13 protein-coding genes and 1 pseudogene are annotated in these 15,699 nt (G+C 55.1%); 4 read left to right on the top strand and 10 right to left on the bottom strand.

The window, feature by feature from the left end; translation table 11 throughout:
* Nucleotides 1-8: 8 nt before the first annotated feature.
* The gene (locus KYK14_RS00740) at nucleotides 9-1,883 is read right to left on the bottom strand and encodes a peptidoglycan D,D-transpeptidase FtsI family protein (protein ID WP_219156054.1); all 1,875 of its coding nucleotides are present in this window, start codon (nucleotides 1,881-1,883) and stop codon (nucleotides 9-11) included.
* Nucleotides 1,884-2,158: 275 nt separating this feature from the next.
* Here KYK14_RS00740 and KYK14_RS00735 point away from each other — a divergent pair, with 275 nt between their 5' ends.
* Nucleotides 2,159-3,067: a M50 family metallopeptidase gene (locus tag KYK14_RS00735; protein WP_219156056.1), complete on the top strand. Its 909-nt coding sequence runs from the start codon at nucleotides 2,159-2,161 to the stop codon at nucleotides 3,065-3,067.
* Between the two features lie 744 nt (nucleotides 3,068-3,811).
* Nucleotides 3,812-4,300 (top strand): YciE/YciF ferroxidase family protein, encoded by a 489-nt coding sequence (locus KYK14_RS00730; RefSeq protein ID WP_219156058.1) that lies wholly within the window; start codon nucleotides 3,812-3,814, stop codon nucleotides 4,298-4,300.
* Nucleotides 4,301-4,629: 329 nt separating this feature from the next.
* Here the strand turns inward: KYK14_RS00730 and KYK14_RS00725 are convergent, their stop codons facing one another.
* The 5 genes and pseudogenes from KYK14_RS00725 to KYK14_RS00705 all read right to left on the bottom strand — a co-directional run bounded on the left by KYK14_RS00725 (nucleotide 4,630) and on the right by KYK14_RS00705 (nucleotide 10,584).
* The gene (locus KYK14_RS00725) at nucleotides 4,630-5,496 is read right to left on the bottom strand and encodes an ImmA/IrrE family metallo-endopeptidase (protein WP_219156060.1); all 867 of its coding nucleotides are present in this window, start codon (nucleotides 5,494-5,496) and stop codon (nucleotides 4,630-4,632) included.
* A 51-nt stretch (nucleotides 5,497-5,547) separates the two neighbouring features.
* A pseudogene (locus tag KYK14_RS22525) lies at nucleotides 5,548-5,622 on the bottom strand (hypothetical protein); the annotation flags it as partial.
* A gap of 32 nt (nucleotides 5,623-5,654) precedes the next feature.
* A complete protein-coding gene (locus KYK14_RS00715; RefSeq protein WP_219156062.1) occupies nucleotides 5,655-5,870 on the bottom strand; it encodes a hypothetical protein in 216 nt (71 codons plus the stop codon).
* 132 nt (nucleotides 5,871-6,002) lie between these two features.
* A complete protein-coding gene (locus KYK14_RS00710) occupies nucleotides 6,003-9,473 on the bottom strand; it encodes a methylmalonyl-CoA mutase family protein (RefSeq protein WP_219156064.1) in 3,471 nt (1,156 codons plus the stop codon).
* Between the two features lie 142 nt (nucleotides 9,474-9,615).
* Nucleotides 9,616-10,584, bottom strand: coding sequence for a carboxypeptidase-like regulatory domain-containing protein (locus tag KYK14_RS00705; RefSeq protein WP_219156066.1), 969 nt, complete (start codon nucleotides 10,582-10,584; stop codon nucleotides 9,616-9,618).
* 136 nt (nucleotides 10,585-10,720) lie between these two features.
* On the opposite strand from KYK14_RS00705, the gene KYK14_RS00700 reads away from it, so the two are divergent.
* The gene (locus KYK14_RS00700) at nucleotides 10,721-11,380 is read left to right on the top strand and encodes a hypothetical protein (RefSeq protein ID WP_219156068.1); all 660 of its coding nucleotides are present in this window, start codon (nucleotides 10,721-10,723) and stop codon (nucleotides 11,378-11,380) included.
* A gap of 4 nt (nucleotides 11,381-11,384) precedes the next feature.
* Here KYK14_RS00700 and KYK14_RS00695 read toward each other — a convergent pair whose 3' ends face one another.
* From KYK14_RS00695 to hxlB, 3 genes are all read right to left on the bottom strand, one after another.
* Nucleotides 11,385-11,987: a Uma2 family endonuclease gene (locus tag KYK14_RS00695; RefSeq protein WP_219156070.1), complete on the bottom strand. Its 603-nt coding sequence runs from the start codon at nucleotides 11,985-11,987 to the stop codon at nucleotides 11,385-11,387.
* A gap of 186 nt (nucleotides 11,988-12,173) precedes the next feature.
* On the bottom strand, nucleotides 12,174-12,806 hold the full coding sequence (gene hxlA / locus KYK14_RS00690) for a 3-hexulose-6-phosphate synthase (RefSeq protein ID WP_219156072.1): 633 nt from the start codon (nucleotides 12,804-12,806) through the stop codon (nucleotides 12,174-12,176).
* A gap of 59 nt (nucleotides 12,807-12,865) precedes the next feature.
* Nucleotides 12,866-13,450 (bottom strand): 6-phospho-3-hexuloisomerase, encoded by a 585-nt coding sequence (gene hxlB / locus KYK14_RS00685; RefSeq protein ID WP_185283563.1) that lies wholly within the window; start codon nucleotides 13,448-13,450, stop codon nucleotides 12,866-12,868.
* 249 nt (nucleotides 13,451-13,699) lie between these two features.
* Between hxlB and KYK14_RS00680 the strand changes: the two genes are divergently transcribed.
* Entirely contained in the window at nucleotides 13,700-14,623 is a 924-nt protein-coding gene (locus KYK14_RS00680; protein WP_185283564.1) for an AraC family transcriptional regulator, read from the top strand.
* A 180-nt stretch (nucleotides 14,624-14,803) separates the two neighbouring features.
* Here KYK14_RS00680 and KYK14_RS00675 read toward each other — a convergent pair whose 3' ends face one another.
* Nucleotides 14,804-15,670 carry a carboxypeptidase-like regulatory domain-containing protein gene (locus tag KYK14_RS00675; protein ID WP_219156074.1) on the bottom strand — a complete coding sequence of 289 codons (867 nt, stop codon included), beginning with the start codon at nucleotides 15,668-15,670 and terminating at the stop codon, nucleotides 14,804-14,806.
* Nucleotides 15,671-15,699 lie beyond the last annotated feature (29 nt).

Here is a 15,699-nt window from a genome sequence, read left to right as displayed (position 1 = left end):
GAGTAAGATTAGTGGGATACGCTGTCGACCAATACAGGTTTTCGGGGCTGTACCTTTAATACCGATGCTCTCTCGGCCCTACTCTGCATCCGCCGTTCCCAGCGCTTGCGCTTAGGCGCAATGCTGCCGCGCAGGTACTTTTCCATCACCAGCACCGCACAGGGCGCCGCCGCTGTGGCCCCAAAACCTGCATTTTCGAGGTACACGGCCACGGCAATCTTAGGATTGTCGGCTGGGGCAAAGCCGACGAAAGCGGCGTGGTCGTCGCCTTCGTCGTTTTGCACGGTGCCGGTTTTGCCGGCTACTGTAATGCCTACGTCGGCCAGGCTGGAGGCTTCGGCCGTGCCGCCACGCTGTAGCACGGCCACCATGCCGGGTAGCAGCGCCGCAAAGTTGGCGCTATCAATCAGGGTATGATGCTTTTCCCGGAAGCGGGGTAGGGGGCCGCTGTTGCCCACGCTGCGCACCAGGTGCGGCGGGTAATACCAGCCGCGGTTAGCCACAATGGCCACCATATTGGCCATTTGCAGGCCCGTCAGGTTGATTTCGCCCTGCCCAATGCTGAGCGAGTAGATAGAGCGGTAGGTCCACTTTTGGGTGCCGCGGCTCTTATCATAGTAGGCGGGGGTAGGGAGGAAGCCAGGTGCCTCGCGTGCTACATCGGCACCCAGCACCGAGTCCAGCCCAAACGACCGGACGTAGCGCCGCCACAAAGCCAGGTTGACGTGGCGGGCCGCCGCCGAATCCTGGGCCAGGCTGTCGGGCACGCGGTTGATGAGCTGCTGCATTGCCTGGTAGAAGTAAGGGTTGCAGCTGTACTTCAGGCCCATGGTCAGGCTGTTGGCTTGGGGGTGATGGTGCACGCAACGCACCAACGATTGGTCGCAGCGAAACCCAGTGGTAGGGAGAATAGCACCCAACTGCAACGCGGCGGCGGCATTCACCAGCTTAAACACTGAGCCGGGCGGGTTGGCCAGCATGGCCGGCCGGTTCAGCAGCGGCATATCGGCATCTTGCAGCAGCTGGGTGCGTACGCCCGCTTGGTCGGGTGCGGTGATGGTGCTGGCCGGGTACACCGGGGCCGACACATAGGCCAGAATTTCGCCGGTGCGTGGGTCCAGGGCCACCAGGTAGCCCTTGCGGCCGCCCAATAGCTTTTCGGCGTAGGCCTGTAACTTCGCGTCGATGGTTAGGTGCAGGTCTTGACCCTGCTGAAAAACGGTATCCTTCGCCCAGGTGCCATGCTGATTGCCCTGTTTATCCACCAGCGGGTGCAGATAGCCCCAATGCCCGGTAAGCAGCCCATTATAATAGGTTTCGACGCCACCATTGCGCAGCCGGTAAAAGCGGCCGCGCTTGGCGCGTTTGGCCTGGCGGTAAAAGGCCTGCGCCTCGGCACCCAGATAGCCCAGTACGGAAGCTCCCGCGCTGGTTGTGTACACACGCTGGCGCCGCTGGGTCAGCACAAGCTTCTGGAGCTTGGTGGCGCTGCTGTCGCGGCGCACGCGCGCGGCTTCCTTGGCCGTGAGGCGGAGTTGAATGGGGTAGCCGGTAGAGGTCAGGCCGTAGGGTAGGGCATCGGCAAGGCGCTGCCGAACGGTCACCGAATCCCAACCCAGCAGCTGACCCAGCGCCAGTGTGTCGAGTAGGCGGCGCGGGAGTTTCAGGAGAAACTGCGGGCGCGTATCCACGAGCACCGAGTCGTACCGATCCAGAATGCGGCCCCGGTGCAGCGAGTCGGACACCACGATGCGCTGCCGGGTGTAGGTAGGGTTTGCGGCCTGGGCCGGGTCGCTGGTTTGCTGGTCCGACGAGGAGCAGGCAGTCAGTCCTACAAACAGCAAGAAGAAGAGTAGTCCTTGAATCGTGAAAACCGTGCGCATGAGAGTAAAGCTAGGCATTTGCGGAGCTTCGGGCCGTGCTTTTCGATGAACCGAGTGTGATCCTATCTATCGTCAGCACGCAAGATGCTTCGACTCCGCTCAGCATGACGTTCAACCTCCCTATTTTCAACTTCCTAAACAGCTTTATCATGAAGAAACTAAGACTATTTATATTCGCAATAGTGGGCGGGGTTGTAGGTTTTCTAGTTGCCAGAAACGGACTACTTTCCCCACCCATCTCCTTACACTGGACCCTGCTGCAAAAACTGGCGCTGTTGGCCCTGCTGCTGGTGGCGTGGCTGGTGGCAGTTGGTCTGCACGAGTTGGGCCACGCACTGGCCGGGCGCCTGCAAGGGTTTCGCCTGCACTGGCTCACGATAGGCCCGCTGATGTGGCGCCGCCAGCCCACGGGCCACCTACGCTTCGAGTGGAACCGCAACCTGAATACAGCCGGGGGCCTGGCCCTCAGTGTGCCCACCGACGATGTGCGGCTGCGCGAACGGTTCCGCGTATTCGCTGCGGGCGGGCCACTGGCCAGCCTATTATGGGGCGCGCTGGGGGTAGGCCTCTACACGCTGCTGCCGGCCGCAGCTCAAGGCACGGTGCCGGCAATAGCGCTGGTCCTGAGCGGTGGTATTTCTCTTCTGCTGTTCGTCGTCACCATCATTCCCTTTCACACCGGAGGCTTCGCCAGCGACGGCATGCGCCTACTCAACCTAAGCCGCCGGGGACCAAAACAAGAGCTGGAAGTAAGCATGCTGACAGCCTCTATTCGCAGCATGGTCGGCACACGACCGCGTGAGTTGAACCGCTCGGCCCTGGAAGCCGCCGCTGCCCTGCACGTCGAGCACCCATTGAAATGCCATCTGTCTCACTACCTCTACCTGCACTATCTCGACGCGGGCGACCCGGTAGCTGCCGGGCAGCAACTGGCCCACTATCGCCAACAGCTGTCTCAAGTGCCGGCGGCATTGCAAGCTAGCGGCTGGCTGGAATCCGCGTTTTTCAGCGCCGCCTACGAGCACGACGCCACGGCAGCCCGCCCAGCTCAACGCCTTCACCCCAGCCGACCAACCGCCGCGCGTAGAAGCGGCGCTGGCTCGCCTCGCCGGCGATGCCGAGCGTGCCCACGCGCAGGCGCAAGCCGCCCTACGCGAGCTGCCTCGCAACCTCGATCAGGGTAGTGTTCATCTGTATCGGGAATGGCTGCAAGACACCGTGCGCTGGGCAGAACAAGCAGCCGTTGCGCGGGTAGCGTCTGTGTAGGGTAGCCAAGGTCGAGGCCAGCCTGCGCAAGTAGGCATTGTACCCAATCGGAGCGGATTGCCTGCATGCCACTAGAGGTACAGCCCGTATGCAGTAGCTTCAACTGTAAGATAGGCTGCGCGCCCTCGCGCTGGCTGGGGTCGTGCTGATTGGCCACCTCGTAGCTCATGGCCCAAGGCTGTTTTACCTACAGGATATTGTCATTTTGCAGCCTCAATGACAAGACGTTGCTGAGCTGCTGTCGTGAACTAGCCGATAACGTTCTACCCTCCTCCAGCCCATGTATAGGAGACAGGGTAGTATCACGAAAGAGCGATTGACTATACCGGAGCTAGGTATGCTGATGCAGCATAATTTCGTGGCTTATAGAACGCTATAACGTTGACTGCCACCTATATGCTTGGTGACGAAAAACGGAAGAAGAAGCTCGGCCTTAGCGCGGTCACAACAATAGGATTTATGGGGTAGGAGGCCTTGGTTTTGTCTTCGTATCGCAGAAAGTAATGAGGTTGTTTATAAGTGCAAAATATTGATAATAAGGTAGTAATAGCAAATAAAAGCGCGGTGTTTGTTGCTGATCGGTGCCGCCAACAAATCGACAGGGGGACCGTTGAAAGGGCAAGACAAGTGATTCTCACCTTCGATCTTTTATCCTCTGTATCATGAAAACCGACGACCTAAAGCAACTCATCAAAGACGGCTTATCAGCCCAAAAAGCAGGAAGCCAGGTAGCCGCCAAAGCAACCGACGAAATTCTCGACGACGCCACGCACCCCGAGCTGAAAGCCGCCCTCAAGGAAGGCAACGAAACATCCAAGGAGTGGGCCAAGCGCCTTGATCGTGCCATCGAAGAAGTAGGCGGCGCCGATAGCCAGGACAACGAAATTATGGAAGCTCACTACCAAGTGAGCAAAGAGATTCGGGCGCAAGCCAAAACCGACAGCGTGCGCGACCTGGGCATCATTGCCAGCGGCCAAATGGCCCTACACTATTGGATAGCTTCCTTCGGCACGGTGGCCTCGTACGCTGCCTCCGCAGGCCTCTCGCAGACCGAAAAAGAACTGAAAGCCTCCGTGCAAGAAGCCAAACAGGCCGACGACAAGCACACCGACATCGCCCAACGGATTCTCGCTGAAGAGGGCCAGGAATAGGGGGGCTTCCTCTCTACCTACTAAACGCAAACCGCGCCGCTTGGATAGCTCCAGGCGGCGCGGTTTGCGTTTAGCATGTTGTGGCTGCGAGAGTATAAGTTCCGCTTATAGCTACTCCTAAACACCCAATAGAGGTACCAGACCCAATCACGATGCCCGCCACCAGCAACGTGCCACTAACTACGCCAAAGGCTCGAACAAGCGTTACGGGGTAGCAACGGGTGGCTTTTCTGGAACTTTCATGCTCCAAGGTAGCCAGTTTTGGTGCTAGACGGGGCGGTATTGGCTGGCCGCTGGTGCGGCAGGGTGGATAAGATTCTTTAGGTTAATTATATAACTAGTTGGTTTTGGTAATCATGCATTATCTGTCCAATAGGTTTAGTTCTAGAATTATCAGTGAATTTACCAAGCTCTCTTAACCTGTTTATTATAGAAGTCTTAGATAGCTCAAGGCGTATAGACATAGAATTGATAATTTTTACAAAGATTTTAATATTATTCGGTTGATCATCTACGTATAAATTACCTTCTCTTGCGTCAAATCTTCCTTGATATTGTAATAGCATTGCCATAAGCGGTGCTTTGGGCATTGTTAAACATGCTGCGAAGTAATTTGCTTGCCATTCTATCCATTGCTTTTCGTTCTGTAAGCTGTGTTTATTTGTTCTAAAATTATACTCAGAGTCAGGTAAAGTGTTTATAAGTTGACTTTCTATAAGTGCTCCATCATGGATTAGGCAATGGCCTATTTCATGCGCTAAAACAAACTTGTATCTTTTTTCCTTATACAGATTGTGATTAACATGAATGGTTTGATTATTAACATCAAAGCATCCAAAAATTGATGTATTATCAGTGTTTTTGACCTTAAGCCCTAAAATTCTATTTGTGTATTTTACTAAATCTTCAATAGATAATATTCTTTCGCCTTTCAATATTCCTGTGTCTATATGATTTAAAACTTCGTTAGCTATTAATTCTATGTCTTTTTTAGAATAGTTTTTGATATTGTTTTCAATATTGCTCACTTTCTGAAGAGCTTTTATTAATGTTGTGTCTATTTCTTTTTCTAAATATTTTTCCCCTTGATCGAGATGAACCACATTTTTGTTGAAAAACTGTATAGATTGATCTGTTTTTAGCTTATTGTATAATATAATATTATATTGATTACTTGTGTTTACTCCGACAAGCATCACCCCTTGAGATTCGGCAAAGTTGTGAGCTGATTTTTGGAACCTACTTGTAGTAATAAATACTGCCTTAGAGTTTCGAGGTGCAACCTGCTCTATCTTTTTGCAGAATGCCTCAAGCCTGTCTATAGATATCGGTGTTTTATAGTCTTTACATTCTATTATATAAATATAGAATATTTATTAGAACCAGGGGGCTGAACTTCTATTGTTAAATCAAAAATAATATTTCCTTTTCTGGCATGTGAATAATATGGCTCCTTTGTTTTAATCGTATATGCATCAGCCATTACAGCGATTCTCTTTTCTTCTATCATAGCTTCAACGATACGTAAAGCTCTTTCTTCAAAAGCATCTCCTTTTGCAGTAGTGTTCATGATATCAAGTATTTATAAGTAACAGTTAGCGCAAAAAGTAATGGTTTTACACAAAGACTAATAGGGTGTTAATCTTTGTGTAAAACCATTACTTTTTATTCGCTTCATATTAGCTAAAGCAGACGCCCTGGCTTACATATTCCGCCGATACTGCCCGCCTACCTCAAACAGCGCATTCGTAATCTGCCCAAGCGAGCAGAACTTCACGGTTTCCATCAGCTCCTCGAACAAATTCCCGTTGGCAATGGCTACCTGTTGCAGTTGCTTCAGGCGCTGCTCGGTGGTACCTTGGTTGCGGGCGTGCAGGTTTTGCAGCATCGTGATTTGATACTGCTTTTCCTCCTCCGTGGCGCGGATTACCTCGGCCGGGATGACCGTGGGCGAGCCTTTGGAGGAGAGGAAGGTGTTCACGCCGATGATGGGATACTCGCCCGTGTGCTTGAGCATCTCGTAGTGCATGCTTTCCTCCTGAATCTTGCCGCGCTGGTACATGGTTTCCATGGCGCCCAGCACGCCGCCGCGCTCCGTGATGCGGTCGAACTCGGCCAGGACGGCTTCTTCTACCAGGTCGGTCAGCTCTTCGATGATGAAGGAGCCTTGCAGCGGGTTTTCGTTTTTGGCCAGGCCCAGTTCGCGGTTGATGATGAGCTGAATAGCCATAGCCCGGCGCACCGATTCTTCGGTGGGCGTAGTGATGGCCTCATCGTAGGCGTTGGTATGCAGGGAGTTGCAGTTGTCGTAGATGGCGTAGAGCGCCTGCAACGTGGTGCGGATATCGTTAAAGTCGATTTCCTGGGCGTGCAGCGAGCGGCCGCTGGTCTGGATGTGGTACTTCAGCATCTGCGAGCGGGCGTTGGCGCCGTACTTCAGCTTCATGGCCTTGGCCCAGATGCGGCGCGCCACGCGGCCAATCACGGCGTACTCGGGGTCGATGCCGTTGGAGAAGAAGAACGACAGGTTGGGCGCGAAGTCGTTCACGTCCATGCCCCGGCTCACGTAGTACTCCACAAAGGTGAAGCCGTTGCTGAGGGTAAGGGCCAGTTGGGTGATGGGGTTGGCGCCCGCCTCGGCAATATGGTAGCCCGAAATCGACACCGAGTAGAAGTTGCGGACCTTCTCCGTGATAAAGTATTCCTGCACGTCGCCCATCAGGCGCAGGGCAAACTCCGTGGAGAAGATGCAGGTGTTCTGGGCCTGGTCTTCCTTGAGAATGTCGGCCTGCACGGTGCCGCGCACCTGCGAGAGCGTGCGCGCCTTGATGGTGGCGTACACGTCGGCGGGGAGGACCTGGTCGCCGGTCACGCCGAGCAGCATCAGGCCTAGGCCGTCGTTGCCTTCGGGTAGGGCGCCTTGGTAGCGCGGGCACTCCAGGTTTTTCTCGTGGTAGAGCTGGTTGATCTTGGCATCTACCTCACTTTCCAGCCCGTTCTCCTTTATATAGAGTTCACACTGTTGGTCGATAGCGGCGTTCATGAAGAACGCTGCCAGCGTGGCCGCCGGACCGTTAATGGTCATCGACACCGACGTGCTGGGGTTGGCCAGGTTGAAGCCGGAGTAGAGCTTCTTGGCGTCGTCGAGGCAGGCGATGCTCACGCCGGCATTGCCGATTTTGCCGTAGATGTCGGGCCGCAGGTCGGGGTCCTCGCCGTAGAGCGTCACCGAGTCGAAGGCCGTGCTCAGGCGCTTGGCGGGTAGGCCCATGCTCACGTAGTGGAAGCGCCGGTTGGTTCGCTCGGGGCCGCCTTCGCCCGCAAACATGCGGGTAGGGTCTTCGCCCTCGCGCTTGAAGGGAAACACGCCGGCCGTGTAGGGAAACTCGCCGGGTACGTTTTCCTGCAACTGCCAGCGGAGCAAGTCGCCCCACGCCGTGTAGCGGGGTAGGGAAACCTTGGGAATCTGCTGGCCCGAGAGGCTCTGGGTGTGCGTCTGGATGCGGATTTCCTTGTCGCGCACCTTAAACACAAACTCCGGGGCTTTGTACGCGGCTACCTTGTGCGGCCAGGTTTCCAGGAGTTTCCAGTTTTGCCCGTCCAGCCGCAGCTTGATTTCCTCGAATGCGGCCTCCAGGCCGGCCACGAGTGCGCCGGCGTCGAGGGCTGGGCTGCTCCCGCTGGTTCCGCTAGGGCTTCCGGCCCCGAGGCTGCGGACGGCGTCGACACTTTGCTGAAGTCCGAAAAGCTGCTGGGCAGTTGCGGATTGTTGGTGGACCCACTGGTCATATTGGCGGTTGGTTTCGGCTATTTCGGAAAGATAACGCGTGCGGTGGGGCGGAATGATATAGATCTTCTCCGATTCTCCCACCGGAGTTTCGAGGTGCGAGGCAAAGGTAGCGCCCGTTTTTTCTTCCAGCACGTGCAGCACGGCCCGGTACAGGTGGTTCATGCCGGGGTCGTTGAACTGGGAGGCGATGGTGCCGAACACCGGCATCTGGTCCAGGGGCGCGTCCCAGCGCTGGTGGTTGCGTTGGTACTGCTTGCGTACGTCGCGCAGGGCGTCGAGGGCGCCGCGCTTGTCGAACTTATTGAGGGCAATGACGTCGGCAAAATCCAGCATGTCGATTTTCTCCAGCTGGGTAGCGGCGCCGTACTCGGGCGTCATCACGTAGAGGCTGGCGTCGGAGTGCTCGGTTATTTCCGTGTCCGACTGCCCGATGCCCGAGGTTTCGAGGATAATCAGGTCGAAGTCGGCGGCGCGTACCACGTCCACGGCGTCCTGCACGTACTTGCTCAGCGCCAAGTTGCTCTGACGGGTAGCGAGGCTGCGCATATACACCCGCGGCGAGTTGATGGCGTTCATCCGAATCCGGTCGCCGAGTAGGGCGCCGCCCGTCTTGCGCTTGCTGGGGTCGACGGAAATAATGGCAATGGTCTTCTCCGGAAAATCGAGCAGGAAGCGCCTTACCAGCTCATCCACCAAGCTCGACTTGCCCGCGCCGCCCGTGCCGGTGATGCCTAGTATTGGTGTTTTAGCTATTAGCTGTTGGCTGTTAGCTGTTGGCTTGTCGTTATTTTCTGTGGACGAAGAGCTAGCAGCTAACAGCTGAGAGCTAACAGCTGAGAATTCTTCCGGGAAGTTTTCGGCGGCGGAAATCAAGCGGCCAATGCTGCGGGCGTCCTTCTCCTTCACGTGGCTGACTTCGCCGTTGAGGTGCTGGCCTGTCGGGAAGTCCGATTTTTCCAGCAGGTCGTTGATCATGCCCTGTAGGCCCATAGCGCGGCCGTGGTCGGGCGAGTAAATGCGCTCGATTCCGTAGGCTTCCAGCTCCTCTATCTCCGTGGGTAGAATCACGCCGCCGCCGCCGCCAAAGATCTTTACGTGGCCCGCGCCGCGCTCGTGCAGCAGGTCGTGCATGTACTTGAAGTACTCGTTGTGGCCGCCCTGGTAGCTGGTAATGGCAATGGCCTGGGCATCTTCCTGAATGGCGCAGTCTACGATTTCCTGCACTGAGCGGTTATGGCCCAGGTGGATCACCTCCGCGCCGCTACTCTGGATGATACGGCGCATGATGTTGATGGCCGCATCGTGCCCATCGAACAGGGCAGCGGCCGTAACGATGCGAACGTGATTCTGGGGTTTATAGGGGGCAACGGGGGTGGTTTGCATAATTGGGTGGGGTGGGTAGTTTGGGTAGGCTAAGGTACGAAATAGGCAGCGGGGGCGCGTGCAAGGCGTCCGCGTTGCGCTATCTCATTCAGCTCGTGCTACCTAAACAACGTCAGCAACGACGAGCGCGTGCAACGCGCCCCTACCGCCAGCTCTGCACATTCAGGTACAGGCTGGGCTGTCCGGGGTAGAATTTCCACTGGTCCTGGCTTTTATTCCGGGTGTAGACCAGATGCAGGGGAGTCGGGAAGGCCGCTGGAACATCAAAGGAATCATAGCTAGCTGTTTCTCCAACCGCGTCGAGCCATTGCAGCGCCACTACTATCTTTTGACCTTTGTTGAGTTGCAGATTATAAGGCCTCAAATCGACGCTAATCCAGCCGTGCTGCTGTTCGGTAAGCACCAGTTGAATATCGGCGGGCAGCAACAATTCCGCCGGCCGGCTGTCGCGGACGGCATAGAACAGCAACCGAAGGCGGACCTGCCGGAACGGATTTCTAGCCACGTACACGTTGAAATCGTCTACGTAGCAGTTACGGGAGGAAGTAAGGAAAGTCCCGAACTCCGAGCCGAGCTTTTCGCGTCGGCGGGTACTATCCGCCACAATACTATTCACACCCCAGTGGGCTATTCCGCTGGTGCCGGTGCGTCCCAGTACCTGTGGCTTTAGTTGCTGGTGCCGCACCACTACCTCTCGCAACGTCTGCGGCTGCTTCCGCAACCGGATAGTTATGGGCTGTTGCCGTAACTGACGTACCACTAGTCGAGCCGGCTGGTAGCCTACGCATGTAACCACCACACTATCCGTCGCTACAAGGTCTGGCGAGTCTGAGAAGCTGAAGTGCCCTTGGGCATCTGCCACAGTTCCTATGGCCTTGCCTTTCACCCCAACGGAAGCAAACGGCACGGGCGAGGCGGTAGAATCGTGGTACACTTGTCCTTGCAGGGTTTGGCCAACCAGCAGGGTAGGACGACATAGAATCGATAAAAAGCCGACTAATAGGGTGAGGCGCATGAAGCTGTAGCGTTGATTGATACAGCTAAGGGAGTGCAGCCGGGTAGCATAGCGTTGCAACGCGCACAAAAAAGCCCCGGTGGGGCCGAGGCGCATGGGGCTTCAAGAATTGGAACTATAAGGCGTAAATAATACTTTCGGCTCGATTTAAGAGCTATTTACTATGCGTGTACAGATACTGCTAATTATATTCCTTCTGCTAGGAACTGGTATATGGCTTTATGCCTACTGGATGCCTGCTTATAAAAGCCAACGAGCAGAAGATGAATTGAATACAATACGCTACAATAGTCATTTTTTGGATAAAGAGTGGAAAAAGGCTTATTATCAAAAAGAAGCTGAACTTCGCACAGTTCGCAACACATTGTTGGATGCCAGTTCGGGCATTGCCATAGCTAGCGCTACCTTATTTCTGTTTGTCTTCAGGAAACGTCCTTACACGAATGGCCAGTTACGGCAGTTGCGTACTTTAAATAAGCAACAGTTCTTCCTCTGGTTCAATGCTGGTTGGCTACTACTCTTCGTTGCCTTGCACTGGTATTATCTATATAGAGGTGCAAGGGGTGATTTTCCTCCTTTCGCCGATTCTATTGGTATTCCGCTGATGTATGGTGAGACGGCCTTGCTATGGTGTTGGCCTTTTTTGAATGGCTTGTTACTACTGGCTTTGTGGCCTGCTAAGCTGCCCGCTTCGCTGTTCGTAAAGGCACGTCAGTACACATGGCGAGCCATACTAGTAGAAAGTTGGTGGGGTTTTCTTCTCCTGTTAGCTGTCCTCTATGCTATACTTACGGTGATTGATGGCGACCATCTGACTATTCCTGTTGCTTTGTTATTTGTCTATTTACTATTGACTTTACGAGCAGGCTATATACAAATGCTTGGTCAATAGAACTCTACCTCAGTTCCGCCAGCCGCAGCCGGAACCCTGGTAGCACTGCTTCGCCCGAAAGCTCATGATCAAAGCCTTGTACCACCTCCGGCTCTGGCTGGCCGGGGCGGTAGAGGTAGGCGGTTTCTGTCTCGGGTACGAGCAGCCAGGCCAGTTGTGCCCCATTGCGGAGCCAGTCAAGCATCTTCGCTTGCAGGGTTTTAGTTGAATCAGTAGCCGATTTCAACTCCACCACAAACTCCGGGCACACAGGGGCAAACTTATCCTGCTGCTCAGTCGTCAGGGCGTTCCACTTAGCCGCCGAAACCCAGGAAGCATCCGGCGATAGTACGGAGCCATCGGGTAGGGTAAAACCAGTGTTGGAATCAAATATTTCACCAAGGTGGGGTTGTTGCTCCCACCACTTACCGAGTTGAAGATTTAAGCGGGCGTTGCGTTTGCCGGAGCGGCTGCCAGTGGGCGACATAAGAACAATTTCGTGGTTGGCCGTGCGCTCGATGCGCAACTCCGGATGCTGCTGGCAGAAGTCGAAAAACTCCGCATCGGTCATCTTTTCCAGGTACGGGCCGCGCAAAACCAGGCTGTGTTCGGAGAAGGAAGGTAGCATAGCAGAAAGATACGCGTTTGGTCGTAATGCCAAAACGTGGATAGTAGGCTCAACGTTCAGGAGGCGTTTCTACCTCATCCACCCATTTGCGCACAGCCAATAAAAAAGCTCCGGCCAGTGGCCGGAGCTTTTTCGATAGCCTAGTAAGGCGTGTGTACTACGGATGCAGCAAAGAGACTACCTGCCTTAGGCAGCGTCGAGGGCTTCGCGTAGCTCCTTGGCAGCAGCGGCCGGATCGGCGGCGCTATAGATAGCACCACCGGCAACGGCAACAGCTACGCCAGCTTGCTTCACGGCAGCAATGTTGCTCAGGTTGACACCGCCCGCAATGGAAACAGGTACACCGGCGCGCTTCGCCTCATCAATCAGGACTTGGATAGAATAGCCTTCCAGAGCCTGCTCGTCGAGGCCGGCGTGCAGCTCCACGAATTCTACGCCCAGCGCACTTACTTCCTGAGCCCGCTTCACGCGGTCGGCAACGCCAATAGTGTCTACTACCACGCCTTTGCCGTGCGCTTTGGCTGCTTTCACAGCGCCTACGATGGTAGCGTTGTCTACGGCTCCCAGGATGGTTACTAGGTCAGCGCCGGCTTTGAAGGCCATGTCCGCTTCCAGCTCACCCGTATCGGCGGTTTTGAAATCGGCAAAAACGAGTTTGTCGGGGTGTGCTTGCTTCATGGCCGTAATAACGGCGAGGCCTTCACTCTTGATCAGGGGCGTGCCCAATTCAATGATATCAACGTAGGGCGCTACTTTACCAGCCAGGGTCAAAGCCTCTTGGGTGCTTAGTAGGTCGATTGCAACTTGTAATTTAGCCATGATTGTGGGTCTGATTTTGTGTTAGGTAGGAGAAAAAGGGGAGGAGTGTCCCCAGGAAATTATTCTAGGTTGGCATGTCGCTTCCACAGCTCTTCGGCCGGGGTGCCATCCAAGCCCCATAGGGTCTGGAAGATTGCATCGAGGAGCAGCAGAACGCTTTGCTCGAACAGGCTGCCGGCATATTGCGCCGAGATTTCGCCGCCGTGGTCCTGCTTCTGGGCGGCGGGCAGCACGGCCACATGCGTAGCCAGCGCCGCCAGCGGCGACGAGGTGGTAGTGGAAATAGCCACCACCCGAGCGCCGGCTGCGGCTGCTTTTTCGGCTGCTTTCACGATGCTGCTGGTGGTGCCGGAGCCGGAGCCGGCCAATAGCACATCGCCGCTGCCGATGGCAGGGGTAGTGGTTTCGCCTACCACAAACACCGTCAGGCCGAGGTGCATCAGGCGCATGGCGGCGGCTTTCAAGGCCAGTCCGGTGCGCCCGGCTCCCACAACAAACACCCGGTTGGCCTGTTGCAAGAGCGGAAGGATTGCCGCTACCTGGTCGAAATCAAGCTTTTCGGCTAGCTGTTGATTTTCCCGGATGATCTGCTCTAGATGGTTGTGCAGGGTTGTGCTCAGCGCATCGGAAGGTGTCTTGCTCATGGGGTCCGCAGGTTTTGGATTCGGCTACGTAGCTGGTTACTCAGATAGTACCGCTCGGCTGGAAAAGCGAATCAGGATACTATGCTGCAAAGCTAGGGCAGGCTGCACGGCCATACTGGCAGAATGGTATCAAGTGGTAGCAGTATCCTATCGAACCCCACCTGCGGGCTACGTTTTGCCAGGTAGCCCGCGTATTTTACCTCCATTTGCATCGCTGCCCGAGTGCAGATACATTCTGACCACCCACCCATGCGTGTACCTGATTTGCTTCCTCTCATCCCGCTGCCCAACGCGCAGAACCTTACGACCCTGATTGACAACAGGCGGGTACAAACGCTGGAAAACTATGAGATTAGTCTGCTCGAAACCTATATACAAAGTGCGCAGGTAGAGCAGTCGTACAGCGACCTGGTGCTCACCAATATGCTACGCGGCAAGAAGGTGATGCACCTGTTGGAGCAGGAGAAGTTTAACTACCTGCCCGGCAATACGATGGTAGTGCCACCCAATTTGAAGATGAGGATTGATTTCCCGGAGGCCTCAGATGAGAACCCTACCCAGTGCGTGGCCCTGGCCATTGACCGGCTGCAAATCATCGACACGGTGAACTATCTGAACGAGCACTACCCCAAAACGGAGGACGAAAAGTGGACCTTTAGCTTCAACCAGCACTACTTCTACAACGATGAAGAAGTGACCGCGCTGCTGTATAAATTGGTGCGGATCGGGTTTGGTGATTCCCGCAACAAAGATATTCTGGCCGATTTCACAGTGAAAGAGCTGCTGCTCCGCATCATGCAGGTGCAAAGTCTCCACGAAAAGGAGCACAACGTGGCCGTGCTGGCTACCTCCAACCGGTTTGCGCACATTCTGCACTACATCAAAGAGAACATTGCGGAGAAAATCAGCGTCGACGACCTGAGCGAGAAGGTGTACATGAGCAAGCCCAATTTTTACCGGGCCTTCAAGCACGAATTTGGTCTGTCGCCCATCGACTACATTATTAAAGAGCGCATGCGCCTAGCCAAAAAGTGCCTGAAAAACCCCGCGCTCAGCATCACCGAAATATGCTTCAAAGCGGGCTTCAGCAACCTGAACTACTTCACGCGCATGTTCCGGCAACTGGAAGGCATCACCCCGACGGACTATCGCGTATTGTGCCTGGCTAGGTAGACTGGGTCCCTACCCGGTGGCATTGCACTTGGCTCTAGCAGCCATCCACCTATTATAGTATGCTGCTTGCTACTTCGTAGCCGAAGGCTTCAGTTCTGAGACGATAGGCCCCGTTCATTTTAGCTTTCAAAGCTGAAGTCCTGGGCTACGGAAGGGTGCGGTCTTCAGTCTAATACTTCCCTAGTCACGGGGACTCGCTACTGTCACATACAAGCTCAGATTTACGGGTTGCACGTGCCATTGATCCTCGGATTTGTCACGGAATACCATGCGGTGCGTAGCCGATAAAGCAGCCGGAATCAGCAGTACGTTCCACTGGTTTTTGTCGGCGCGGTCGCGGGCTTCCAGGCCGTCGAGCCACTCCAGCGTCACGGCCACGCGCTTGTTGTCACCTACGCAAACCAGGTAGGGTTGTAGGTTGATGTGTTGCCAGCCTTTGGGGGCATTGTCGGGTACGGCAAACTGAATGTCTTGCGTGAGCAGGCTGGCGGCCGGGTGGTCTTCGGCGTCGAGCGTGCGCACGTTGAGGCGGAAACGTAGATTCTTGTAGTTGCGGGTCCCGAAATACACGTGCGCATCTTCTAGGTAGCTGCCTGGTTTCACGTGCAGGATGGTCCCTACCTCACGGCCAGGGATGCTGGCGGGGCTTTTGTCGGTAGACAGGTGAAAGTTGTAGTAGGTGAAGCCCCAAATACCGTCGCGGCCCAGGCGGTGGCGTTTCCAGCCATTGGCGCGCACGTGCACTTCGCCGAGGGTCTGGGCTTGTGGCGTCAGCTTAATGGTAGCGTGACGCGTCAGCTCAGCAGCTAGTACTTTGTAAGGCCGGTAGCCCACACAAGAAAATACTACCGTGTCATTAGCCGCAGCGGCAGCCAGTTGCTGCGGGTTAAAATGTCCCTGGGCATCAGCCACCGTTCCAATGGGTTTGCCTTTCACCCCCACAGAGGCATAGGGCACGGCGGCGTTGGTGTCAGCATTGATAATGGCTGGGGTAGGGCCCTGAAAGAAGAATGATGAAAGCGGAAGAAATAGGAGATAGGCTATCATGTAAAGAAGAATGATGTAGCCAGTAGAGT

This window comes from Hymenobacter profundi (genome assembly GCF_019334315.1).
In the GTDB taxonomy this organism is placed as follows: Bacteria; Bacteroidota; Bacteroidia; order Cytophagales; family Hymenobacteraceae; genus Hymenobacter; species Hymenobacter profundi.
The sequence above is the reverse complement of the archived record's forward strand: the minus strand, read 5'-3'. Positions and strand labels throughout refer to the sequence as shown.

Bases quoted from the DNA above. Each gene is read 5' to 3' on its own strand.
- KYK14_RS00740 (WP_219156054.1), bottom strand. From the start codon at position 1,883: ATGCGCACGGTTTTCACGATTCAAGGACTACTCTTCTTCTTGCTGTTT.
- KYK14_RS00730 (WP_219156058.1), top strand. From the start codon at position 3,812: ATGAAAACCGACGACCTAAAGCAACTCATCAAAGACGGCTTATCAGCC.
- KYK14_RS00725 (WP_219156060.1), bottom strand. From the start codon at position 5,496: ATGCTTGTCGGAGTAAACACAAGTAATCAATATAATATTATATTATAC.
- KYK14_RS00715 (WP_219156062.1), bottom strand. From the start codon at position 5,870: ATGAACACTACTGCAAAAGGAGATGCTTTTGAAGAAAGAGCTTTACGT.
- KYK14_RS00710 (WP_219156064.1), bottom strand. From the start codon at position 9,473: ATGCAAACCACCCCCGTTGCCCCCTATAAACCCCAGAATCACGTTCGC.
- KYK14_RS00705 (WP_219156066.1), bottom strand. From the start codon at position 10,584: ATGCGCCTCGGCCCCACCGGGGCTTTTTTGTGCGCGTTGCAACGCTAT.
- KYK14_RS00700 (WP_219156068.1), top strand. From the start codon at position 10,721: ATGCCTGCTTATAAAAGCCAACGAGCAGAAGATGAATTGAATACAATA.
- KYK14_RS00695 (WP_219156070.1), bottom strand. From the start codon at position 11,987: ATGCTACCTTCCTTCTCCGAACACAGCCTGGTTTTGCGCGGCCCGTAC.
- hxlA (WP_219156072.1), bottom strand. From the start codon at position 12,806: ATGGCTAAATTACAAGTTGCAATCGACCTACTAAGCACCCAAGAGGCT.
- hxlB (WP_185283563.1), bottom strand. From the start codon at position 13,450: ATGAGCAAGACACCTTCCGATGCGCTGAGCACAACCCTGCACAACCAT.
- KYK14_RS00680 (WP_185283564.1), top strand. From the start codon at position 13,700: ATGCGTGTACCTGATTTGCTTCCTCTCATCCCGCTGCCCAACGCGCAG.
- KYK14_RS00675 (WP_219156074.1), bottom strand. From the start codon at position 15,670: ATGATAGCCTATCTCCTATTTCTTCCGCTTTCATCATTCTTCTTTCAG.